At 74.2% G+C, this 21,767-nt stretch carries 25 protein-coding genes and 1 pseudogene; 12 read left to right on the top strand and 14 right to left on the bottom strand.

Annotated elements, in window-relative coordinates:
* Nucleotide 1: 1 nt before the first annotated feature.
* Nucleotides 2-679: a response regulator gene (locus ACZ6TB_RS11275; RefSeq protein ID WP_465553146.1), complete on the bottom strand. Its 678-nt coding sequence runs from the start codon at nt 677-679 to the stop codon at nt 2-4.
* A gap of 108 nt (nt 680-787) precedes the next feature.
* Between ACZ6TB_RS11275 and ACZ6TB_RS11270 the strand changes: the two genes are divergently transcribed.
* The 5 genes from ACZ6TB_RS11270 to ACZ6TB_RS11250 all read left to right on the top strand — a co-directional run bounded on the left by ACZ6TB_RS11270 (nt 788) and on the right by ACZ6TB_RS11250 (nt 4,992).
* Complete coding sequence (locus ACZ6TB_RS11270; protein WP_465553144.1) at nt 788-1,924, top strand: MFS transporter; 1,137 nt, start codon at nt 788-790, stop codon at nt 1,922-1,924.
* An 11-nt stretch (nt 1,925-1,935) separates the two neighbouring features.
* Nucleotides 1,936-2,880 (top strand): ABC transporter ATP-binding protein, encoded by a 945-nt coding sequence (locus ACZ6TB_RS11265; RefSeq protein ID WP_465553142.1) that lies wholly within the window; start codon nt 1,936-1,938, stop codon nt 2,878-2,880.
* Nucleotides 2,877-3,734, top strand: coding sequence for an ABC transporter permease (locus ACZ6TB_RS11260; protein WP_465553140.1), 858 nt, complete (start codon nt 2,877-2,879; stop codon nt 3,732-3,734). Before ACZ6TB_RS11265 ends, ACZ6TB_RS11260 begins: the two co-directional genes overlap by 4 nt.
* 3 nt (nt 3,735-3,737) lie before the next feature.
* The gene (locus tag ACZ6TB_RS11255; protein ID WP_465553138.1) at nt 3,738-4,190 is read left to right on the top strand and encodes a hypothetical protein; all 453 of its coding nucleotides are present in this window, start codon (nt 3,738-3,740) and stop codon (nt 4,188-4,190) included.
* 70 nt (nt 4,191-4,260) lie between these two features.
* Entirely contained in the window at nt 4,261-4,992 is a 732-nt protein-coding gene (locus ACZ6TB_RS11250) for a sulfite exporter TauE/SafE family protein (RefSeq protein WP_465553137.1), read from the top strand.
* On the opposite strand, the gene ACZ6TB_RS11245 is transcribed toward ACZ6TB_RS11250, so the two are convergent.
* Genes ACZ6TB_RS11245 through ACZ6TB_RS11230 form a run of 4 tightly spaced genes read right to left on the bottom strand, consistent with a single transcriptional unit; the run spans nt 4,979 to nt 6,612 of the window.
* Nucleotides 4,979-5,224, bottom strand: coding sequence for a hypothetical protein (locus ACZ6TB_RS11245; RefSeq protein WP_465553135.1), 246 nt, complete (start codon nt 5,222-5,224; stop codon nt 4,979-4,981). The genes ACZ6TB_RS11250 and ACZ6TB_RS11245 overlap by 14 nt on opposite strands.
* The gene (locus ACZ6TB_RS11240; protein ID WP_465553133.1) at nt 5,221-5,625 is read right to left on the bottom strand and encodes a MerR family transcriptional regulator; all 405 of its coding nucleotides are present in this window, start codon (nt 5,623-5,625) and stop codon (nt 5,221-5,223) included. Before ACZ6TB_RS11240 ends, ACZ6TB_RS11245 begins: the two co-directional genes overlap by 4 nt.
* Nucleotides 5,622-5,915, bottom strand: coding sequence for a hypothetical protein (locus ACZ6TB_RS11235; protein ID WP_465553131.1), 294 nt, complete (start codon nt 5,913-5,915; stop codon nt 5,622-5,624). The genes ACZ6TB_RS11240 and ACZ6TB_RS11235 overlap by 4 nt, the downstream gene beginning before the upstream one ends.
* Nucleotides 5,916-5,949: 34 nt before the next feature.
* Nucleotides 5,950-6,612 carry a response regulator gene (locus ACZ6TB_RS11230; protein WP_465553129.1) on the bottom strand — a complete coding sequence of 221 codons (663 nt, stop codon included), beginning with the start codon at nt 6,610-6,612 and terminating at the stop codon, nt 5,950-5,952.
* Nucleotides 6,613-6,751: 139 nt separating this feature from the next.
* Between ACZ6TB_RS11230 and ACZ6TB_RS11225 the strand changes: the two genes are divergently transcribed.
* Genes ACZ6TB_RS11225 through ACZ6TB_RS11215 form a run of 3 tightly spaced genes read left to right on the top strand, consistent with a single transcriptional unit; the run spans nt 6,752 to nt 9,560 of the window.
* Nucleotides 6,752-7,306 (top strand): hypothetical protein, encoded by a 555-nt coding sequence (locus ACZ6TB_RS11225; protein ID WP_465553127.1) that lies wholly within the window; start codon nt 6,752-6,754, stop codon nt 7,304-7,306.
* A 25-nt stretch (nt 7,307-7,331) separates the two neighbouring features.
* Entirely contained in the window at nt 7,332-8,489 is a 1,158-nt protein-coding gene (locus ACZ6TB_RS11220; RefSeq protein WP_465553125.1) for a sensor histidine kinase, read from the top strand.
* Nucleotides 8,490-8,492: 3 nt separating this feature from the next.
* Complete coding sequence (locus ACZ6TB_RS11215; protein WP_465553123.1) at nt 8,493-9,560, top strand: sensor histidine kinase; 1,068 nt, start codon at nt 8,493-8,495, stop codon at nt 9,558-9,560.
* Here the strand turns inward: ACZ6TB_RS11215 and ACZ6TB_RS11210 are convergent.
* Nucleotides 9,557-10,177 carry a TetR/AcrR family transcriptional regulator gene (locus ACZ6TB_RS11210; protein ID WP_465553121.1) on the bottom strand — a complete coding sequence of 207 codons (621 nt, stop codon included), beginning with the start codon at nt 10,175-10,177 and terminating at the stop codon, nt 9,557-9,559. The genes ACZ6TB_RS11215 and ACZ6TB_RS11210 overlap by 4 nt on opposite strands.
* Nucleotides 10,178-10,274: 97 nt before the next feature.
* Between ACZ6TB_RS11210 and ACZ6TB_RS11205 the strand changes: the two genes are divergently transcribed.
* Nucleotides 10,275-11,501, top strand: a complete 1,227-nt coding sequence (locus tag ACZ6TB_RS11205; protein ID WP_465553119.1) for an FAD-dependent oxidoreductase — start codon at nt 10,275-10,277, stop codon at nt 11,499-11,501.
* Nucleotides 11,502-11,711: 210 nt separating this feature from the next.
* Here ACZ6TB_RS11205 and ACZ6TB_RS11200 read toward each other — a convergent pair.
* The 4 genes and pseudogenes from ACZ6TB_RS11200 to ACZ6TB_RS11185 form a co-directional block, all read right to left on the bottom strand.
* Nucleotides 11,712-12,098 (bottom strand): annotated as a pseudogene (locus tag ACZ6TB_RS11200) (glycosyltransferase family 2 protein); the annotation flags it as partial.
* Between the two features lie 14 nt (nt 12,099-12,112).
* Nucleotides 12,113-12,721, bottom strand: a complete 609-nt coding sequence (locus tag ACZ6TB_RS11195; protein ID WP_465553117.1) for an SAM-dependent methyltransferase — start codon at nt 12,719-12,721, stop codon at nt 12,113-12,115.
* Complete coding sequence (locus ACZ6TB_RS11190) at nt 12,718-13,425, bottom strand: PIG-L deacetylase family protein (RefSeq protein ID WP_465553115.1); 708 nt, start codon at nt 13,423-13,425, stop codon at nt 12,718-12,720. Before ACZ6TB_RS11190 ends, ACZ6TB_RS11195 begins: the two co-directional genes overlap by 4 nt.
* Before the next feature lie 8 nt (nt 13,426-13,433).
* Nucleotides 13,434-14,315: an acyl-CoA dehydrogenase gene (locus tag ACZ6TB_RS11185; RefSeq protein ID WP_465553654.1), complete on the bottom strand. Its 882-nt coding sequence runs from the start codon at nt 14,313-14,315 to the stop codon at nt 13,434-13,436.
* A gap of 106 nt (nt 14,316-14,421) precedes the next feature.
* On the opposite strand from ACZ6TB_RS11185, the gene ACZ6TB_RS11180 reads away from it, so the two are divergent.
* From ACZ6TB_RS11180 to ACZ6TB_RS11170, 3 genes are all read left to right on the top strand, one after another.
* Nucleotides 14,422-16,773 (top strand): catalase, encoded by a 2,352-nt coding sequence (locus tag ACZ6TB_RS11180; protein WP_465553113.1) that lies wholly within the window; start codon nt 14,422-14,424, stop codon nt 16,771-16,773.
* 142 nt (nt 16,774-16,915) lie between these two features.
* Nucleotides 16,916-17,605, top strand: coding sequence for a hypothetical protein (locus ACZ6TB_RS11175; RefSeq protein WP_465553111.1), 690 nt, complete (start codon nt 16,916-16,918; stop codon nt 17,603-17,605).
* 27 nt (nt 17,606-17,632) lie between these two features.
* A complete protein-coding gene (locus ACZ6TB_RS11170; RefSeq protein ID WP_465553109.1) occupies nt 17,633-17,791 on the top strand; it encodes a hypothetical protein in 159 nt (52 codons plus the stop codon).
* 28 nt (nt 17,792-17,819) lie between these two features.
* Here ACZ6TB_RS11170 and ACZ6TB_RS11165 read toward each other — a convergent pair whose 3' ends face one another.
* From ACZ6TB_RS11165 to ACZ6TB_RS11150, 4 genes are all read right to left on the bottom strand, one after another.
* Entirely contained in the window at nt 17,820-18,386 is a 567-nt protein-coding gene (locus tag ACZ6TB_RS11165; RefSeq protein ID WP_465553107.1) for a hypothetical protein, read from the bottom strand.
* Between the two features lie 137 nt (nt 18,387-18,523).
* A complete protein-coding gene (locus ACZ6TB_RS11160) occupies nt 18,524-19,240 on the bottom strand; it encodes an enoyl-CoA hydratase/isomerase family protein (RefSeq protein WP_465553105.1) in 717 nt (238 codons plus the stop codon).
* Nucleotides 19,241-19,272: 32 nt separating this feature from the next.
* Nucleotides 19,273-19,845, bottom strand: coding sequence for a TetR/AcrR family transcriptional regulator (locus ACZ6TB_RS11155; RefSeq protein ID WP_465553103.1), 573 nt, complete (start codon nt 19,843-19,845; stop codon nt 19,273-19,275).
* A complete protein-coding gene (locus ACZ6TB_RS11150) occupies nt 19,838-20,671 on the bottom strand; it encodes an alpha/beta fold hydrolase (RefSeq protein WP_465553101.1) in 834 nt (277 codons plus the stop codon). Before ACZ6TB_RS11150 ends, ACZ6TB_RS11155 begins: the two co-directional genes overlap by 8 nt.
* Nucleotides 20,672-21,767: the final 1,096 nt, after the last annotated feature.

The following is a 21,767-nucleotide window of genomic DNA, read 5'->3' as shown; positions in this document are numbered from 1 at the left end:
GTCACCCGCCGCCGGCCTCGAGCCGGTAGCCGGCGCCGCGCAGCGTGGTGATCGCGTGCCGGTCGAACGGCTTGTCCACCTTGGCCCGCACCGAGGCGATGTAGACGTCGATGACGTTCGAGCGCAGGTCGGTCTCGCCGTCCCAGACCTCGTCGAGGATCTGGTAGCGGGTCACGCACTGCCCGGCCCGGCCCATCAGCAGGGCGAGGATGTCGAACTCGCGCGCCGAGAGGGTGATCTCCGTTTGGTCCCGGAACACCCGCCGGGTGCCCGGATCGAGCCGCAGATCGCCCGCCTCCAGCACGGCGCCGGCCTGGTCGCTGCTGCGCCGGTGCAGGGCGCGCAGCCGGGCCAGCAGCTCGTCGAACGAGAACGGCTTGCCCAGGTAGTCGTCGGCGCCGGCGTCGAGGCCGGCGACGCGGTCCGGTATCTCGCCGCGGGCGGTGAGCATGAGGACCGGCACCCGTACGCCGCGGTCGCGCAGCTTGCGGCAGACGGCCAGCCCGTCGAGGCCCGGCAGCATCACGTCGAGCACCACGGCGTCGTACTCGCCCCCGGTCGCCGCCAGCAGCCCGTCCCCGCCGGTGTGCCGCACGTCGGCGGCGTGACCGGCCTCGCGCAGGCCACGGGCGAGCAGGTCGGCCAGCCGCCGCTCGTCCTCGACCACCAGCACCCGCACCGCCGTTCCTCCCTTCGCCGGATGAGCGTGCCGCCGTACCGCGGCCAGTGCATCATGCTGCGTACGGGCTTCATCTGCCTTTCATGCTCGCCGGGGAGAATCATGCCGATGTGGCCCTTGTACGCGGCCGGGTTCACCACCGCGTTCGGCGCCCACGCGATCGCGGCCAACCTCGGCGCCGGCCCGGTCACCTCGCTGCTGGTGCTGGGCGGCCTGCTCGCCCTCTACGACGGCGCCGAGGTGCTGCTCAAGCCGGTCTTCGGCGGCCTCGCCGACCGGGTCGGGGCGCGGCCGGTGCTGCTCGGCGGGCTGGTCGCGTTCGCGCTGGCCTCCGCCGTCTACGTGGTGGCCGACAGCCCCGGCTGGCTGTGGGTGGCCCGGCTCGGGCAAGGCGCCGCCGCCTCGGCCTTCTCCCCCGCCGCGTCGGCGCTGGTCGCCCGCCTGAACCCGGCGGCCAAGCGGGGACGGGCGTTCGGCTCGTACGGGTTCTACAAGTCGATCGGCTACACGGCCGGGCCGCTGCTCGGCGGCCTGCTGGTGTGGGCCGGCGGCCTGCGGCTGCTGTTCGTGGTGCTCACCGCCCTCGGCGCCGCGGTCGCGGTCTGGGCGCTGCTGGCCGTGCCCGCGGTGCCGCCGCTCCCCCGGGCCCGGCAGACGCTCGCCGACCTGGCCCGCCGGCTGGCCGACCCGGCGTTCCTCGGCCCGACCGGCGCGCTGGCCGCCGCCACCGCCGCCCTCTCGGTCGGGGTGGGCTTCCTGCCGGTGTCGGGGCGGGCGGCCGGGCTGGGCCCGGTCGCGACCGGCGCCGCGGTGTCGGTGCTGGCCCTGACCGCGGCGCTGGTGCAGCCGCGGGCCGGGCGGGCGCTGGACGACGGGCGCCTGCCGCTGCGAACCGGCCTGACCGCGGGCCTGGCGATCGCCGCCGCCGGGGCGGCCGCCGCGATGCTGCCGGGGGTGGCCGGGGTGCTCGCCGGTGCGGTCCTGATCGGCGCCGGAACCGGGCTCCTCACGCCGCTGGGGTTCGCCGCGCTGGCCGCCGGCTCGCCCGCCGAGCGGCTCGGGCAGACCATGGGCGCGGCCGAGCTGGGCCGGGAGCTGGGCGACGCGGGCGGCCCGCTGCTGGTCGCCGGCGTCGCCACGGCGGCCGGTCTCCCGTACGGCTTCGGGGTCCTCGCCCTGCTGCTGGCGGCGGGTGCGCTGCTCGTACGGGCGCGGCTTCATGTGACCTTCATGCCCGATCCCTAGCGTCGCCGGGCATGAGCGACGTGCTGGCGGTCGAAGCTATCGACCTCACCAAGACCTTTGGCACGCTCACCGCGGTCGACCGGCTCAGCGTGCGGGTCGGCCAGGGTGAGGTGTACGGGGTGCTCGGCCCGAACGGGGCCGGCAAGACCACTTTCCTGCGCATGCTGTTCGGCCTGATCCGCCCCGACGCGGGCACCCTGCGGATCTTCGGCCGCGGCTGGGCCCGCGACGGCGTCGGCACCCTGGACGGGGTGGCCGGGTTCATCGAGAGCCCGAAGTTCTACCCCGGGCTGAGCGGCCGGAAGAACCTGCGGCTGCTCGCCGGCCTCGACGGCGGCGCGAGCCGGACCCGGGTCGACGAGGTCCTCGAGACGGTCGACCTGCGCGACCGCGCCCACGACAAGGTGGGCGGCTACTCGTTCGGCATGCGGCAACGGCTCGGCGTCGCGGCCGCGCTGCTGCGCGACCCGAGGCTGCTGGTGCTGGACGAGCCGGCCAACGGCCTCGACCCGGCCGGCATCCGCGACATGCGGGCGCTGGTCAAACGGCTGGCCGCGAGCGGGCTGACGGTCCTGCTGTCCAGCCACGACATGGGCGAGGTCGAGGAGATCTGCGACGACGTCACGATCATGCGCACCGGCGCGGTCGTCTACCACGGCTCGATCGCCGCGCTGCGCGCCCGGGCGCCGGAGCAGGCCCACGAGATCCAGACCACCGACGACGACCGCGCCGCCCGGCTGGCCGCGGCCCGCGGGCTCGAGGTCAACCGGCTCGACCACGGGTTCGCCGTGCGCGGCCCGCAGCCGGAGATCGACGCGCTGGTCGCCGAGGTCGTGGCCGGCGGCATCGCGATGCGCGCGCTGGCCCGCCGCGAAACCCCGTTGGAGGCGTTGTTCTTCATGCTGACCGAGCCCGAAGCCGATCTCGACCGCGACCTCGCCGGGGCCGTCCGATGACCGCCACCGTGATCCGGCCGGCGCCGGCCCCGGCCCGGCGGCCCGGCCTCGGCGCCGCGCTGCGCTGGGAGGTCGTCAAGCTCGCCGCCCAGGTCCGCAGCCGGGCCCTGCTCGCCGCCGCCCTGGTCGTCCCGATCGTGGTGGTGGCCGTCCTGAACGGGCAGGAGCAGCCGCCCTCGGACACCATCTACGGCAAGCTCATCCACCTCAGCGGGTACGCGATGCCGCTGCTCATGCTCGCCTTCGCGGCCCAGTGGGTGCTGCCGCTGCTGGCCGCCGTCGTGGCCGGGGACATCTTCGCGGCCGAGGACCAGCACGGCACCTGGAAGACGATCCTCACCCGGTCGGTCGGCCGCGGCCAGGTCTTCTGGGCCAAGACGCTGACCGCGCTGCTCTACAACCTGCTGGTGCTGACCGTCTTCGCGGCGAGCACGATCGGGTCGAGCCTGCTGATCATCGGCGATCAGCCGCTGACCGGCCTGTCCGGGCAGACCATCGCCTCGGGCGCGGCGCTGCGGCTGGTCGTCGCCGCGTGGGCGACCGCGATCCCGCCGATCATCGGGTTCACCTCGCTGGCGCTGCTGCTCTCCGTGCGTACCCGCAATCCCGCCCTCGGCATCGCCGCGCCGGTCGTGATCGGCTTTGCCATGCAGCTGCTCGGCAGCGTCGGCGGCCTCGACCTGACCCGCAAGCTGCTGCTCACCACGCCGTTCGAGGCGTGGCACGGCCTGTTCGCCGAGCACCCGTTCCACGGGCCGCTGCTCACCGGCCTGGCCGTGAGCGCCGGCTGGACCCTCATCTGCCTGGCGAGCGCCTACGTCTCGGTGCGCCGCCGCGACATCACCGGAGGCTAGACCATGCGCCCGTACGTCATCCGCATCGCCGCCGTGGTCGCGACCGGCGCCGCCGTCGCGGCCACCATCGCCGCCGGCCACCCCGAGATCACGAAGGCCGGCCTGGAGCGGGCGCTCGCTCCGACGTTCGCCAACCTGTACGTCCGGCAGGCCGGCATCCTCGGCATCCCCGGCATCACGACCGCCACCGTCGGCGCGACCACCGCCTGCGACAAGGGCGGCCCGAAGGTCGCCGACACCGGCGCCGGCCCGAACTGGATCTGCATGATGAGCTGGACCGACAACCAGGGAAAGCATCAGGACGGCAAGTTCGAGGTGACGGTCAAGACCGACGCCACGTACGTCGCCGGCGGCCCCTCGAAGATCGTCGGCCTGGCCACCATCACCGGCAAGGACGGCCACGACGTCCCGAACCCGGTGTTCGAGTTCGACGGCGTCATCACCACCGGCGGCTGACCGGACTAATGGATTGCGGCGACCGGGCGCCACCGATCAGGATCGGGCTTTCGCGGGAGGGCGGATCCGGGTGGCTCTCGACCAGGCGCCGATCCTGGCGGTGGCGTCGGTGGCGGCGTTCGCGCTGGCGCTGTTGTCGGCGGTGGCCGGCTTCGGTGGCGGCGTGTTGCTGCTGCCGGTCTTCACCGCCCTGTTCGGGCTGCGCGTCGCCGTGCCGATGCTCACCCTGACGCAGCTGTCGAGCAACGGCTTCCGGGTCTGGCTCAACCGGCACGACCTGCGGTGGCGGCTGATCGGCTGGTTCGCGCTCGGGGCGGTGCCGTTCGCGGTCGCGGGCGGGCTGCTGCTGGCGCGCGCGCCGCTGGGACCGCTGAAGCGGCTGCTCGGCCTGTTCCTGATCGGGGTGGTCGTCTGGCGCCGGGTCCGGCCGCACCCCCGCAAGCCGTCCGATCGCAGCTTCGCCGCCGTCGGCGCGGCCTCCGGCCTGGGTTCGGCGCTGCTGGGCTCGACCGGGCCGCTGTCCGCGCCGTTCTTCCTCGCCTACGGGCTGGCCCGCGCGGCCTACATCGGCACCGAGGCGGCGAGCGCGCTGACGATGCACCTGTCGAAGATCGCCGCCTACGGCGCGGGTGACCTGCTGACCGGGCGGATTCTGCTGTTCGGGGCCGCGCTGACCCCGGCCACGCTGGCCGGGGCGTGGACCGGCAAGAAGATCGTCGGGCGGATCTCCGACTCGTTCTTCACGGCCCTCGTGGAGGCGGGGCTGGTCGTCGCGGGCGTGCTGTTCCTCATCGGTCGGTGACGGCGCATCCGGCCCCGCCGCAAGCACAGGCCGCACGGCGGCGATGCAGCCACCACATCCCGAGTGCGATCGCGGCCAGGCCGGCCGCGACGGCGATCAGGACCTGCCGCACGATCACGGCGCCGCCGGCGGTGAGCAGGCCGGCGGCGATCAGGACCGGCAGGGCGCAGCACGCGGCGCAGGCCAGGGCGGCCAGGCCGCCGGTCACGCGACTGCCCAGCGGGGCGCTCACGGGCGCTCCCCGATGGTCACGAACGGCATCGGGCAGTCGGCGCAGGTGCAGTTGGTGAGGCTGTCGCATCGGGCCTCGACCACCTCGGACAGCGCCCCGCGGATCGACGTCAGGTCGGCGATCTTCGCGTCGATCTCGGCCATCTTGTCGATCGCCCGCTGGCGAAGGTCCGGGGTCGGGTGGCGGCGCCGGCTCGTGTCGAGCAGGTCGGCGACCTCGTCGAGGGTGAAGCCCAGCCGCTGGGCCGCCTTGATCACGGTGAGCAGGGCGACCGTGTCGGCCGGGTAGATGCGGTGGCCGCCGAGCGAGCGGGCCGGCTCGGCGAGCAGGCCGGGGCGCTCGTAGTAGCGCAGGGTCTGCACGTTGACGCCGGCCAGCTCGGCGACCTCGCTGGTCCTCACGCGGCCCGTTCCAAAAGTGCGGCGAGCACGCCGGCGTGCCGCGGGGGCACCTCGATGTCCAGGACCATCGACTCGGACAGGGTGAACGTGAAGAACGAGCAGCACTCGGTCTCGCGCGCGGTCAGGTCGAGCACGGGGCCGGGCGCGCCCTCCAGAAAAAGGCGAGCGTGAGTCGGGCTCAGCGACTCGGCACGGCGCACGGCGGTGGCGAACAGGGCGTCCCACTCGGCCATGCGCAGCGGCTGTTCGGCGGTGGGAAGGGTGCAGGCTTCCGGAACGGTGAACGGCATACGTAGACGGTAAGCCGGTACCCGGGTACCGGATTCAAGTCCCGCGGGCGACGAATCCGGTCTCGTAGGCGACGACCACCGCCTGGACCCGGTCGCGGACGCCGAGCTTGGTCAGGATGCGGGCCACGTGCGTCTTCACGGTGGTCTCGGCGACGACCAGCTCGGCCGCCACCTCGGCGTTGGACAGGCCCCGCGCGACCAGGCGCAGCACGTCCAGCTCGCGCTCGGTCAGGGCGGCCAGCTCGGTCGGTCGCGCCACCGGCTCGGCGGGCACGGCGAACCGCTCGACCAGGCGGCGGGTGATCGACGGCTCGATCAGGGAGTCGCCGGTGGCGGCCGCGCGGACGGCGGCGATCAGGCGGCTCGACGGGGCGTCCTTGAGCAGGAAACCGGCCGCGCCCGCGTGCAGGGCGCGGTAGACGTACTCGTTCTGGTCGAAGGTGGTCAGGACGACCACGGTGGGCGGATCGGGGTGCCGGAGGATCTCCTCGGTGGCGGCCAGGCCGTCGAGCTCGGGCATGCGGATGTCCATGAGGATCACGTCGGGCTCGGCCAGCCGGGCCTGCCGGACCGCCTCGGCGCCGGTGCCGGCCTCGGCGACCACCTCGATGTCGCCCTCCGCCTCGAGGATGACCCGGAAGCCGGTACGCACGAGCGTCTGGTCATCGGCGATCAGGACCCGGATCTTCTCGGACACGCCAAGGATTCTGCCGGGCCCGGACGACGAGCCGGGTCATCCCTGCGGAGGATGCCGCCCGCGAACATCGTCCTTGCGGCAGACGAGAGCCACAGCCCCCGATCCCTAGCGTCGAAGCCAACTTAGGGAGGACAGGGACATGCAGAAAATCTTCCAGGGTGTACGCCCATCCGACTACCTGCTCGCGGCCCTCATGACGGCGGCCGGCGTTTTCCTGATGATCGAGAACATCTACGGCGGGGACGACGCCTCGCTGCCGCATCCGGTCTCCACCACGTCGTGGGTCATCGTGCCGGCGTTCCTGCTCGTGACGCTGCCGATCCTGTGGCGGCGGCGCAACGTGACGGCGGTCGTCGGGGTCACCGTCGTCGCCGCCGGGGCCCACGTGCTCGCCTTCGACTACCTCACCCGGTGCGGCGTCGTGCTGCCGCTGGCCTTCGCGCTCGCGTACGCCGTGGCCCGGTTCGCCCGTGGCCGGCGCGACCATCTGCTCGGCCTGGCCGGCATCGTGATCCTGCTGCTGGAGATTCTGGTGCGCGACTCCTCCATCGATCGGGTCGTCGATGCCCTCCCGATAGCCCTTCCGGGCGTCGCGCTCTTCTACGGCGCCGGCATCTACGTCCAGAATCGGGTCAGCAGGAAGCAGCGGCAGCGGGCCACCGCGGCGCCCCGGCCCGAGCGCGCGGCCGCCTGACCCTGCGATGCGAAGGAGAACGGCGATGGGTGAGGTCTTCCGCGGCATCCGGGCCCGCGACTGGCTCCTCGCGGGAGCCCTCACCGCGCTCGGCGCCGTCCTGATGCTGGCCAACGTGGGGTCGACGGCGACCGGGACCGCCCGGGACGTGGCGAACGGCACGATGGTCCACACCGTCGACTCGCCCTCCTGGTGGCTGGTGCCGGTGTTCGCCGGCGCGACCATCCCGGTGCTGTGGTGGCGGCGGAGCGTCCTGGCGGTCACCGTCGTGACGCTGGCCGTCATGGTGCTGCACGACCTGCTCTTCGGGTGGGTGACCCGGTGCGGCGCCGGGCTGCCGGTGGCGTTCGTGCTGGTCTTTCTGGGGGCGCTGGCTTATCGGCGTACGCGCGCATGGGTTGTCGCCGTTCTTGGCGCTCTGTTGACGGTGGCGGTTCTGGCAGTGGACGCGAGCGCCGGACCGACCGCGCTGATCCTGGCCCTGCCCGTGGTGGTGATCGTCTTCGGCGTGGGCCGCGCGGCCCGGCACCGCAGCGTGCTGAACCAGGAGCTCAAGGTCCGGGACGAGGAGCTGCGGCAGCTGCGCGACGAGCGGGCGGCGCTGATGGTGGCCGACGACCGGGCGCGGCTGTCCCGGCAGCTCGACGGCATGCTCCAGGAACGGCTGGCCGAGCTGACCACGGCGGCCGAGTCGGCGGACGGGCTGGCCCCGGCCCAGGCCCGCGCGCTGCTGGAGGACATCGAGTCGGGCAGCCGGCTGACGATGGACGACATGCGGGAGATCGTCGGGCTGCTGCGCGGCGGGGAGGTCGACCTGGCGCCGGCCCCGACGGTCGCGCACCTGGACGCGCTGCTGGCCCGCCACCGGTCGCCGGGCTCGCGGCTGACGGTCAGCGGCGATGCCCGGTCGTTGCCGGCGGCGGTCGAGCTGTCCGCGTACCGGATCGTCGAGTACCTGGTGACCGCCCTGGCCGACCGTCCCGGCGAGCCGGTGGAGGTGTCCGTGCGGTTCGCGGACGACGCGCTGGAGATCCAGGTGCGCGGCTCGGTCGGGCGCGGCGCCGACATGAAGGCGGCGGTGGCCCGGGCCCGGGAGCGGGCCAAGCTGCTGCACGGCTCGGTCGCGGTGAAGGTCGCGCGCGGGCAGGCGCGGGTGGTGGCGCAACTGCCCGTGCTGGGGTGAGCCGTGCTCGCGCCGGTGCTGCTCGTGCTGCTGGTGGTCGTCGTGCCGACGGCGATCCACGGCGGCTGGTCGGTGGGCACCGTCCTGCTGGTGGCGAGCGGGCTGACGCTGATCTGGTGGCGTTCGCACCCGCGGGTCGTCGTGGTGGCGGGCGGCGCGTTGTGGCTGGCGACGGCGGCCGTCGGCGCCGGCGGCTACTTCCCCGACCTGGCGTTCGTGCTGATGGCGCTGCTGTCCACGGTGGCCGCGCTGGCGTGGAGCGGCCGGGCGGCGTGGGTGGCCGGGGCCGGGCTGCTGGCGTTCCTGGCGGTGCTCTACCTGATCCGGCTGGACAGCAGTCCGGTGGCGCTGCTGATGTTCAGCGTGCCCGGCTTCTTCGCCGGCACGGTGCTGCGGCTGCGCCGGGAGGCGGCCGACGAGCTGGCCGAGCGCGGCCGCGAGCTCGAGGAGGAGCGGGAGCTGTTCGCCGACCTGGCGCTGCGGCACGAGCGGGCGCGGATCGCCGCCGAGCTGCACGACATCGTCGGCCACGCGATCAGCGTGATGATCATCCAGGCCGCGGCCGGCCAGCGCCTGGTCGACCGCGACCCGGTGCGGACCGGCGAGGCGTTCGGCGCGATCGCCGAGTCGGCCCGGCAGGGCCGTGAGGACCTGCGGAGGCTGGTCGACCTGCTCGGCGGCACCGACGTCGGCGGCCCCGACCTGGCGCTGATCGAGGAGGTGGTGGCCCGGGCCGCCCGCAGCGGCCTGGACGTCAGGTGCCGGTTCGAGGGCGACCGCGAGGGGGTGGCCGCGCCGGCCGCGCATCTGGCGTTCCGGGTCGTGCAGGAGAGCCTCACGAACGCGCTGCGGCACGCGCCGGGCTCGGCGGTGCAAGTGCTGGTCGGCGGCGGCGCCCGGGGGCTGACGATCAGCGTCGAGAACGGCCCGGCGCTCGGTGACCCGCCCGCGGTGACCGGCACCGGGCGCGGCCTGACCGGGCTGCGCGAGCGCGTGCAGCAGATGGGCGGGCAGCTCACGGCCGGCCCGACCGCGGACGGCGGCTGGCGGGTGCGGGCGACCCTGGCCTAGGCGGGCAGCAGGTAGCGGCCGACCATCGCGGTGAGGGTGCCGAGGAAGTCGGCCTCGGGGGTGGCGAACTCCGGGCCGTACGCGGTGCGCAGCACCAGGGTGGCGAAGACGGCGTTGAACGCGGCCCGGACCGCGGCCTCCGGATCGGGCTCGCCCGCGCCCGCGCCGGCGGCCAGGAGCAGCGCGGTGAACTGGTCGCCCAGCTCGCGGCTGTAGGCGGCGCCACGGCGGTGGACCTCGGGGTGGGCGCCGGAGATCAGCACGACCGCGCGCAGGAAGGCGCCGTGCGTGGTGAAGATGCCGGTCACCACGCGGACCGCCTCGGCCACGACCCGGTCGGCGGGCAGGCCGCGCCAGGGGTCGCCGGCGGCGAGGGCGGCCTGGCCGGCGCGCACGCGGGCGATGCCGTGCTCGTAGACGGCCAGGAACAGGCCGTCCTTGGTGTCGACGCGGGCGTAGAGGGCGCGCGGCGGCACCTGGGCGCGCTCGCAGACGGCGGCGATGGTGAACGCCTCGTAGCCGCCGTCCTCGAGCAGGGCCACGCCGGCATCGAGGATCCGCTGCCACGCCTCCCGGCTGCGCTGCTGCAGCGGGGGCCGGATCTCCAGGCCGGTCATGAGCCGATTCTCCCGGTTGACATCGGCGGGCGGTGACCCGCATCCTCGTCCTCATCCAAACCGTAGCGCACGCTACGGTTAACGACGAGGAGTGCTGATGAGTCCTCTCCCCCGCGGCCGCGTCGCCGTCATCGGCGCCGGGCCGGCCGGCATGGCCGCCGCCCTCTCGATCCACCAGGCCGGGCACGAGGTGCTGCTGCTCGAGCGCTACCGTGAGGCCCGGCCGGCGGGCAACATCCTCAATCTGTGGCCGCCGCCGATCAAGGCGCTCGGCCTGCTCGGCGTCGACACCGAGGATCTCGGAGCGCCCTGCTACTCGGAGTTCCGCACGGCCGCCGGGCGCACCCGGGTGCGGGTCAACCTGCCGGACGACGTGGTGCGCGACTACGGCGGCGGCTTCATCGGGCTGCTGCGGCCCGACCTGTACGCGCGGCTCCTCGCCGCCCTGCCGCCCGGCATCCTGCACACCGGCCGCGGCGTCGACGGCTTCGAGCAGGACGAGACCGGCGTGCGGCTGCACATGGCGGCCGGCGACACGATCGAGGCCGACCTGGTCGTCGGCGCCGACGGCATCGACTCGCTGGTGCGCCGCACGCTCTGGGGAGACACCCCGAAACGGGAGCACCACCTGCACATCTTCGGCGGCTACACGTTCGCCGGCGTCCCGGCCGCCACCCCCGGGCTGTGCGTCGTCTCGCACGGCCGCACCGTGCAGGGCAGCTGGACCTCGATCCGCAGCCGGGGCCGCGACGGGTACCAGTGGTGGGTGCTCGGCGCGCACGACGCCCGCGCCGCCTTCGCCGGCGACCCGCACGCCACCGCCGCCGCGATGGGCGCCGGGTTCGCCGCGCCGCTGCCGCAGCTGATCGCCGCAACCGAGCCCGGCCACGTGCAGCGCTGGGTGCTGCGCGACCGCAAGCCGATTCCGCAGTGGTCGCGGGGCCGGGCCACCCTGGTCGGCGACGCCGCGCACCCCACCTCGCCGTACGCGGCCTACGGCGCCGGCATGGCCACCGAGGACGGCTACTTCCTCGGCCGCCGTCTCGCCGGCGTCGACCTGACCGATCACGCCGCCGTCCGGGCCGCCCTCGACGACTTCGAGGCGCCACGCAAGCCGCACACCGCACGGCAGGTCCAGCAGGCGTACGCGCTAGGGAAGGTCTTCCACCACGCACCGGGCCCGCTGCGCGCCCTGCGCGACGCGGTCCTGGATCACACCCCGTTCCTGCAGCGGGTCGTCGGCGACTCGTCGCCGGGCGAGATCGTCGCTCAGATCGCCGCGATCGACGAGGCCGAGAAGCGGTTCGCGGGCCAGGTCGGATAGGTAGGCCGCGAAGCCGTGCGGCGCCCGCCCGCGCGCGCGGCCGCTGGTGCGCACCGGGCAGCTCCCATCGACCACGACCCGCCGGCCGGCCGCGCGAAAGCGGGCCACCAGCAGCTGGTCCTCGTCGTGGGCCAGCGGCGGGAAGCCGCCCGCGGCCAGGTAGGCGACGGCCGAGAAGCCGAGGTTCGCGCCGTGCACGTGGGCCGGGCCGCGGCGGTAGCGGGACTCGTAGCGGGCCGGTAGCCAGGGCGGCCAGGCCTCCCAGTCGTCGACCTCCACGGTGCCGGCGACCAGGTCGGCGCCGGCGTGGGACAGCTGCCACCGGAGCCAGGACGGGGAGACGCGGCTGTCGGCGTCGGTGGTGGCCAGCCACAGGCCGGCGGGGCCGTGCCGCAGCGCATGGGCCACGCCGGCGGCGCGGGCCCGGCCGACGTTGCGGGCGTCGATGGCGACCACCTCGGCGCCGGCGGCGCGGGCCACGGCGGCGGTGTCGTCGGTGCAGGCATCGGCCACGACGATCAACTCGGCCGGCATGTTCGCGGAAAGCGACGCGAGGCAGCCGGGCAACAGGGACTGTTCGTCATGAGCGGGCACCACGACGGCGATCCGGTTCACACCAGGCCCTCGCGCTGCGCCACCGAGCGGGCCCCGGGCGGGACCCGCGCGAAGACCTCGAGCAGGAAGTCGTCCTCCTCGTGGCGGGCCAGCCGGGCCAGGCCGGGCGTCGCGGCCAGCCGGGCGTGCACGTCGTCGCCGGAGCGGGCGTGCTCCTCGACCGGCCGGCGCCAGTGGACGGCGACCAGGTCGCCGCCGGGCTGCAGGGACGCCACCGCCCGGTCGACGAGCGTGGTCAGGTCGGCGTCGTCGAAGTAGTAGCCCAGCTCGGAGAGGACCACGAGGTCGAACGGGCCGGCCGGCCAGTCCCCGGGCATCCGCGCGGTCTCGACCGTGACGTGCGGGAACGCGGCCACCCGGGCGGCCGCGGCGGTGGTCGCGGCCCGGATCGCGTCGACCGCCAGCAGCCGCTCGCAGCGCTCGGCCAGCCGGGCGGTGAGCATGCCGGTGGAGCAGCCGGGCTCGAACGCCGACCGGTAGCGGCGCCGGGGCAGCGACTCGACCGTGAGCGCGTGCTTGCGGGCGTCGTACCAGCGGGTGGCGAAGCTCCACGGGTCGGGGCTGGCCGCGTACATGCCCTCGAAGTAGCCGATCGGGGTCGTCATGCGAACACCACCTCGAAGGTGCGGGTGAACCGGGCGACGACGTGCGGCGGGACGATGGCCGCGTCGGCCTCGGCCGGGCCGAGCGGGGCGATCTGGCTGGGGAACGCGGCGATCGCGGCCGCCTTCGCCGCCCGATCCGCGGGTGCCAGCGGGATGCGGCGGGCGCGCTGCCAGGGCACCCGATCGTCGCCGGGCGCGGCCCAGTGCCAGGCCCAGATCGGGTATTCCAGCAGGCGGGCGCCGGTGGCCGCGCAGGCGCGGGCGGCGGCACGGCCGACCGCCTCGTGGTCGGGGTGGCCGTCCTCGCGCCAGGTGCTCAGGCACCAGCGGCCGGGCGCCAGCAGCGAGGTCAGCGCGGCGGTCAGCGCGTCCTCGTCGATGCCGCCGTCGGGCTGGCCGAGGTGGTGCACGGGGATGCCGCCGAGGCCGAGCCGGTCGAGCGCGCCGGCGGTCTCGGTGCGGCGCAGCGCGCCCAGCTCGGCCGGGGTGTAGACGGTCGAACCGGGGTGCGAGGCCTCGCCGTCGGTGACCGCGACCAGCTCGGCCGCGCCGAGGCGGCGCATCAGGCCGGCCACGCCGAGGATCTCGTCGTCCGGGTGCGGGGCGACCACCACCGGGGGCGCGGGCGGGTCGAGGTCCAGCTCGGGCCAGGCGGCCATCGCCGGCCAGGCCTGCCACGCTGATTCGGTGGTCCCCTCCCCCACGATCGCCCTCACCACGGCGTCGCCAGCTCGCCGAGCTGCTCGAGGTCGCCCTCGGCGTGACTCTGCCGCAGGTAGACCGTCAGGTCGGCGACCCGGTGGGCGTGCGCGGCGTCGCGGCACAGCGGGCCGGCGCCCAGCGCCCGCCCGACCCGGTCGAGGACCTCGGTGGCGGCCGCCTCGACGGTGAGGCGGGTGCGGACGGCGAGCTCGTGGGCGTCGGCGCGCGGGTCGGCGTCGATCGCGGCGGCGGCCTCGGCCAGCACGGCCCGGGCGGCGCCGAGCGCGACGTGCACGGCGCCGAGGTGAGCGAGGGCGTGCGGGCCCTTGGCGCCGGCGGCCGCGTAGAGGGCGTCGGCGACGCCGAGCGCGCCGCCGTACCAGCAGGCCGCGACGCCGGCGCCGCCGTGCCAGAAGCCGGGGCGGTTCACGTAGTCGCCGGGGCCGCCGACCGGCCCGGCCGGGGCGTCGGCGAAGCGCACGGTGCGGCTGTCGCTGGCGGCCATGCCGACGGCCGGCCAGGTGTCGTCGAGCGGGCGGGCATGCGGCGGCTCGTTGCGCACCGCGAACAGCCGGGTGCCGTCGCCGGCCGCCGCGGTGACGAGCGCGTGCGTGCACCAGGCCGCCCCGGAACACCACGGCCGGTCGCCGGTCAGCCGCCAGCCGCCGCTGGTGTGCTCCGCGCGTACGGACGAAGGAGCCGCCGCCCAGACGCCCCAGCGCTCCCCCTCGTGGTGTTGGCCGCCGAGCTCGGCGAGGATCGCCACCGCATCCGCGTGGCCCTCGCCGAGCCGGGCCTTGACCAGGTCCTCACGAGCGAGCGCGGCGAGGCCCCGGAACCGTTCGAGGGTGGCGCCGTGCCCGGGAAGGGGCAGGTCGGGTAACGCGATCATCAGCACGGCGGGGAGATACCCGGTGGTCGGGCGGTCAATCCCGGCGGATGTTAGGTCCGGATTTACCCGGGTATCCGGCGGGCTCGCCCATCGAATGAGGAGCCCCATGGAATCGCGCAAGCCCGTCAAAGCGGTCAAGGATGCGGTGGAAGCCGCCGCGGCGAAGGTTGCCGACGCGGTGAGCCCGGCTGTGCCCGGCGCGCCGGGAAGCGGCACCCCCACGCTCGACGAGCCCACGACGCCGCGGGAGCCCCTGCCGCCGAAGAAGGAGCAAGGCACCCCGGACACCGTGACGCCGACCGGCGCCGAGACCGGCGTGCCGCCCACCGCCAAGGGCCAGCAGGGTGCGTATCTCACCACGGCGAACGGGACACGGCTGGCCGACACCGACCACTCGCTCAAGGCCGGCCCGCGCGGCCCGATCCTGCTTCAGGACCACCACTTCCGCGAGAAGATCACGCACTTCGACCACGAGCGGATCCCGGAACGCGTGGTGCACGCGCGGGGCACGGCGGCGCACGGCGTGTTCACCGCGTACGGCACCGCCGCGCCGATCACCAAGGCCGGCTTCCTGAAGAAGGACGTGGAGACCCCGGTCTTCGTACGCTTCTCGACCGTGCTCGGCTCGCGCGGCTCGGCCGACACCGTGCGCGACACCCGCGGCTTCGCGACCAAGTTCTACACCGCCGAGGGCACGTTCGACCTGGTCGGCAACAACATCCCGGTGTTCTTCATCCAGGACGCGATCAAGTTCCCGGACATCATCCACGCCGCCAAGCCGCACCCGGACCGGGAGATCCCGCAGGCGCAGAGCGCGCACGACACGTTCTGGGACTTCGTCTCGCTGCACACCGAGGCCCAGCACCACACCATCTGGAACATGTCGGACCGGGGCATCCCCCGCTCCTACCGGATGATGGAGGGTTTCGGGGTCCACACGTTCCGGCTGGTCAACGACGCCGGCGAGACCGTGCTGGTCAAGTTCCACTGGAAGCCCGAGCTCGGCGTGCACTCGCTGACCTGGGACGAGGCGCAGCTGATCGGCGGCCTCGACCCCGACTTCCACCGCCGCGACCTCTACGACGCGATCGAGGCCGGCGCGTTCCCTTCGTGGGAGCTGGGATTGCAGGTCTTCCCGGACACGCCGGAGGAGACGTTCGCGGGCATCGACCTGCTCGACCCGACCAAACTCGTGCCGGAGGAGCTCGCCTCCGTTCAACCCGTCGGACGTCTGGTGCTCAACCGGACGCCGACCAACTTCTTCGCCGAGGCCGAGCAGGTCGCGTTCCACCTCGGGCACCTGCCGCCGGGCATCGACGTCACCAACGACCCGCTGCTTCAAGGGCGGCTTTTCTCGTACGTCGACACGCAGCTCACGAGGCTCGGCGGGCCCAACTTCGCGCAGATCCCGGTCAACCGCCCGCACGCCCCGGTCAACGACATGCTCCGGGACGGCCTCCACCAGCACGCCGTGCACGCCGGGGTGGCGCCCTACCGGCCCAACTCGCTCGACGGCGGCAACCCGTTCACGTCCCCCGACGGCGCCTTCGTCGACGTGCCGGTCCGGGTCGCCGAGGCCCCCAAGATCCGCGCGAACCCGGTGTCCTTCGACGATCACTACAGCCAGGTCCGCCTCTTCTGGCGCAGCATGACGCCGGTCGAGAAGGAACACATCATCAGCGCGTACGCCTTCGAGCTCGGCAAGTGCTACGAGCAGGCGATCAAGGAACGGCAGCTCGGCTGCCTCGCCAACGTCGACCCCGAGCTCTGCGCCCAGGTCGCCGCGGCCCTCGGCCTGCCCGTGCCCGATCCGTCGATCACGCTCGAGGACCCCGACCCCAGCCCCGCCCTGTCCCAGATCGGCCGAGCGTGGCCGGGCGACGGCCGGACCATCGGCATCGTCATCTCGTCCTCGTCGTCCGCCGGCGCCGCCGCGGTCCGCGAGGCGATCCTCGCCGCCGGCATGGTCCCGCTGGTCATCGCCGAGCACGGCGGCACGGTCGGCGGGCTGACCGTGCAGCGCACGTACGCGACCGCCCGCTCGGTCGAGTTCGACGCTCTGCTGTTCGCCGCCGCCCCGCCGCCGGCCCCCGACGCGATCGCGGCCCGCGACGCGAAGGCCGCTGCGCCGTCCTCGGCCCGCGACGCGAAGGCCGCGGCCCCGTCCTCGGCCCGCGACGCCAAGGCCGCGGCCCCGTCCTCGGCCCGTGACGCCAAGGCCGGCGCGCCCGTCACGCCGGCGATCGACCCGCGCGTGCTGCTGCTGGCCGGCGAGGCCTGGCGGCACGCGAAGGCGATCGGCGCGTGGGGCCCGGGCGAGGCCGTCCTCGACGCGGCGGGAATCGCCGGAACGCCGGGCGTGGTCGTCGCCGACGCCGGCCCGGCGGCGCTGGCGGAGATGCAGCCGCTGCTGGCCGCGCACCGGGTCTGGGAACGCTTCCCGGCCACGGTCGCCTGACGTGTCGCGGGCCCGGGGAACCCGCCCCGGGCCCGCGGCGCGGCCGTGGAGGCCGGCCGGGACGGGCGAGCTCACGAATCGCCGGGATCGATAATCGCTGTTACGGTCGGGTGTGTGCCCGCTCACGCCGATCAATGAGACCTTGCGGGTCCTGTACGGCACGAGCACCCTCCTGCCCGGCCTGGCGCCCGACCTGATCGTCGCCCACGAGGCCGGCTGGTATCCGGCGAGCGCGCTGGGCGGCGGCCCGCTGCTGGAGGAGCTGCTCGCCAAGGCGCGGCGCCAGTGGCAGGCCCGGCCGGCAACGGCGGCGGCGCTGGCCTGGAAGGCGTACACCTATTGGGTCTGTCTTCCCGCGGTGACCGGATGGCTCGCCGCCCGCCGCGTCCCCCTGCTCACCGCCGCGAACGTGCTGGTCCGGCTGGACCGCCCGGGTCTCGTCACGGTCGGCCTGCGGGCCGGCATCCCGGTGGCCGTGCGCGCCGCGGACCGGACGGACGGCGGCCTCCTCGTCGTTCCCGATCCGCTGGACACGATGCGCCGCACGCTGCTCGACGAGCACCTGATGCCGCTGCTCGACGCGATCGGCGAGCCGGTCCGGCTGGGCCGGCGCACCCTGCTGGGCTCGGTGGCCTCGGCGATCGCGGCGGCCGGGCTGCGGGCCGCGGACCCGGTCGAGACCGTACGGCTGCTGGCCGCGCTCGGCCTCGACGACCTGATCGAGGTGGTGCCCGGCGGTGCGCGCCGCCGGACCTGCTGCCTGGCGTTCACGCTGCCGCGCCCGAAGATCTGCCGGGACTGCTGCCTACGACCCGCCGACGGCCGGAAATAGGGCCTGACCGTCTCCGCCATCGGCGCGATGGACATCAACCTCGCCTACGGGCCCGCGGGCGACCGGGAGGGCGCCGCCGCCGAGTTCGCGCTCGACGACGCCGACCTGGCCGCGATCCGCGAGATCCTGCCCGGCGGCGGGTTCGGCGCCCGCTGCGCCGACGGCCACGACCCGGCCTGGACGTGAGCCGTCCGGGCCGGGCACGGGGCGGAGATCAGATGAGCCAGCGGTTCTTGCGGACCACGGGCAGCTCGGACCACCAGCGGCCCAGACCCCAGGTGCGGCCGGCCTGGGTGAGGGCCAGGACGATCGCGCCGACCGCGTAGGTGACGTGGTAGTCGATCAGCGGGTTCGAGGAGCCCTTGGCGAACGGCCACTCGGCCAGCCACATGAGAGCCATCATGGCCACCGCGGCCCCCGCGGCGATGCGCAGGCCGATGCCGAGGATGAGGGCGGCGCCGATGCCGAGCAGGCCGAGCATGAACAGCCAGTCGGCCACCGGGTTCCCGGCGATGGAGTGGAAGAAGGACTGGAGCCCGGTGGGTCCGACGTCGACGCTCGCGAGGAAGCCCTTGGTGGGCGATCCGCCGTGGATCCAGGCCCTGGCTTCCGGCGTCGCGTAGCCGAGGCCGAAGGTCTTGTCGAGGAACGCCCACAGGAAGACGAACCCGGTGGTGATGCGCAGCACGGCGAGGGCGCGGGCGGCGGCGAGGCTGAGCGTGGAGCCGGGCGCCTCGACCCGCTCGAGGTGAACGGCGGTGTCCCGGCCGATGGTGGTCATGGTGTCCTCCTCAATCCATCTCTATGCCTCGAACTCTTCTCCGGGCGCGCGGCGGGCACCCGGGCCGAACCACCCGAATACGGCGGGACCTTGGTCCCCCGGGCGATCGGACGGCTGATCCTGGGTGGCGGGGACGGTCAGCGCCGGACTGTTCGCGTCATGTAGCGCTCGATGCGGCCGTCCTCGACCGCGCGGATCCAGAGCTGTTCCACCCTGGGGTCGGGCTCACGGCGTACGGCCGCGGCCTGCAGTTGATCCTTGGAAAGCCGGAAGGTGTCGGGCGGGACCTGGGCGAGCGCCCGGGCGCGCGTGATGGCCGCCTCCACGGGACCGATCTCGTCGATGTGGCCGGCCGCCAGCGCCGCCTCGGGGGTGAGGGTCGCGCCGCTCAGTACCGCCTCTCGCGCCGGGCGATCGCCGAGGGCGTGTCCGAGAATGCCCAGTGCGCTCGGCGGGAACGGCACGCCGACCAGCAGCTCGGTCACGCCGATCGTGCCGGCGCTCATCACCCGCTGGTCGCAGGCGGCAGCCAGGATCGCTCCGCCCGCCACGGCGTGCCCGTTGATCGCCGCCACCGCCGGCTTGCCGATCGTGAAGACCGCCAGGAAAGCGGCGTCGAGCGCGGGCAGGAACTCGCGGACGTACGCGGCGCCGCCGTCGATCATGCGCCAGAGGTCGACGCCGGCCGAGAACGCCCGGCCGGTTCCGGTGAACACGACGGCGGCCGCGTCGCCCCGGTCGAGCTCGCCGAAGGTGGCCGTGATCGCGTGCAGCAGCTCGAGATCGAGCGCGTTGACCTTGCCGTGTGCGAGCCGCACGATGGCGACCCCGTCCCGCTCCTCGACCTCGATCATCAGTGGATGATCCCAGCCCGGCGCGCCCGGATCTATCGGATCGAGGACCCGGTGAGGCCACGGTCCACGAAGTCGATCAGCCACTCGAAGCTCTCGTCGACGTCGGTGTCCATCTCGAAGCCGCCGGCCGCCTCGAGCACCGCGAAGCCGTGGAACAGGCTCCGCAGCATCCGCAGCGCGTGCACGGTGTCGGCCGGGTCGAGCCGGTAGCCGGCCAGCACCGCCGCCAGCGAGCCGAGCACCCGGCCACCCGCGACCGCCACCGGATCGTCGGGCGAGGCGGCGTCGACGCGGATCATCGTGGCGTACCGGCCCGGGTGCCCGACCACGTACGCCCGCATCGTGCGCGCGGCGGCGGCGAGCGCGTCCCGCCCGGACCGGCCCTGCAACGCGTCCCGCAACTCGTCGCCCAGCTCGGTCATGGCGAGCGCGGCGATCCGGCGGTTCAGGTCGGCCTGGCTGGTGACGTGCTTGTAGAGCGACGGCGCGCGCACGCCGAGCCGCTCGGCGAGCAGGCCCATGGTGACGTTGGCGAGACCGACCTCGTCGGCGAGACCGGCGGCGGCGGAGACCACGGCCGCCGGGTCGAGGCCGGCCCTAGGCACGGGCGTACGCCTTGAGGAACGGCAGCAGCAGGGCGACGGTCTCGTCGGGGAACTGGGTGTGCGGGTAGTGACCGGCGCCCTCGATGACCTCGACCGTGCCGATCCCGGCCGGCATGGCGGCCACGATCGCCTCGCCCTCGGCGCGCGGGTCGACCCAGTCCGGGTCGAGCGAGCCCTCGATGATCAGAGCGGGCTTGCGGACGTTGCCGAGCTGCGCCCCCGCGTCGACCGGCGCGGACTGACCCATGCGCTGCAACGCCTTCATCCGCCCCGGCTCGGCGAGCATGGTCGCGATGTCGCGCAGCTGCTCGTCCCAGTCGGCGGGGCGGCGGCCCGGCACGGCCAGGTCGAAGTACTTGTGCCACCACTTCACGCTGCCCAGGACGCCGGTCAGCACGAGCCGCGTCGCGCCGGTGCGGTAGCGCTTCACCCGCAGGTCGCCGAGGTTGATCGACATCTTCCGCGTGAACGGCGCCAGCTCGACGATCCCCTCGACCAGCTCGGGCGCCTGCGCCGCGGCGATGGTGACCGCCCCGCCCGAGATCGAGTGCCCGACGAGCACGGCCGGACCGCCGAGGTGGCGTACGACCGCGAGCAGATCCCCGGCGATGTCGGTGCGGCTGTAGGAGGGCCACGACGCGCTCGACTCGCCCGCGCCCCGGATGTCGACGGCGGCGACCCGGTAGCCGGCCGCGACCAGCTGCGGGATGACGAACCGGTAGGACTTGCGGCTGTCGCCCATGCCGTGCGCGAGCACCACCAGGGGGCCTTCGCCGGCGAGCTCGTACGCGATCGTGCCGCCATCGACGGTGAGGAACTCGGTCATCGTGATCTCCAGGTGCTAGCTAATGTCGTTAGCTATAAGCTAATGCCGTTAGCCAGATTCGTCAAGGTGTGTGGTCGATGGTTTCCGTGGTGGGCGTGCACTGGGGGCGGGGCCGGCCGGTCCGGGGTCGCGAAGGGGTGGCATCACCCGCCCGTCGGTCCGGGGCCGGCACCCCGCTGCGCCACCCACCCATCGGTCCGGGGGGCCGGCAGCTCGCCGCGCCAGCCACCCATCGGTCCGGGGGGCCGGCAGCTCGCCGCGCCAGCCACCCATCGGTTCAGGGGGCCTGCAACCCGCTCCGCCACCCATCCGGCGACACGGCCGCCACAGTGGCGCTACTCATCCCGCCGATCAGGGCCGACGCCCATCGGCGATCCACCCGACCGAGGTCGACGCCCTCAGCACCAACCATCCGGGGCGGGCCGGGCCGGGCCGGGCCGGGCCGGGCCGAAGAGGTCAGCACGTCGGTGGTTGTGGACGGGCGGGACGAAAATGTCGTACCCGCGGGCTAATCTCGTCCCACCCAGTAACGGGGTGGGGTGGGGCGGTGGGTCGGGGTTGGGTTGGGCGCTTGACCGCGACGGGATTCAGCCGCCACTCGACCGCCACGGAATCGAGCCGGCACCCGACCGCCTACGAGATCGTCGCCGTAGGTGACCGGGATGGCGCCGACCGGGCGCAACCAGGCCGCATTGCTCTCGGGCCTGAGCCGGCGCCGAACCACGACGGCGCTGATCCGCCGCGGATCTGAGCCGGCACCACCTGCGCCACCCCGCCCGACGATCGCACCCGGCACCGAGTAGGCACGTGGTCCTGGTGCCGCCGCTGCGTCTTCGTCGTCGCCGGCATGCTGGGCAGGTCAGGTACCGCTCACCGATGCCGACGACGCGACATGTGCGCGGTCGGTAGCATCGGAGGACGCCTCGTGACACGCCGGCGAATTGGTCCGATCATGTATTCGGGAAAATTGTTCGCCGATCTCGGAATGGCATGATCGAACGCTTACCGCGCACCGGCGGAGGGCGGGACAATTTTATGTATGCGGCAGATGCAATTGTTCAGTTCGGTTGAATTGGCCGCTGTGCGTGACCGCCGC

The sequence above is a fragment of the Actinoplanes sp. NPDC051537 genome (assembly GCF_055586105.1).
The sequence above is the reverse complement of the archived record's forward strand: the minus strand, read 5'-3'. Positions and strand labels throughout refer to the sequence as shown.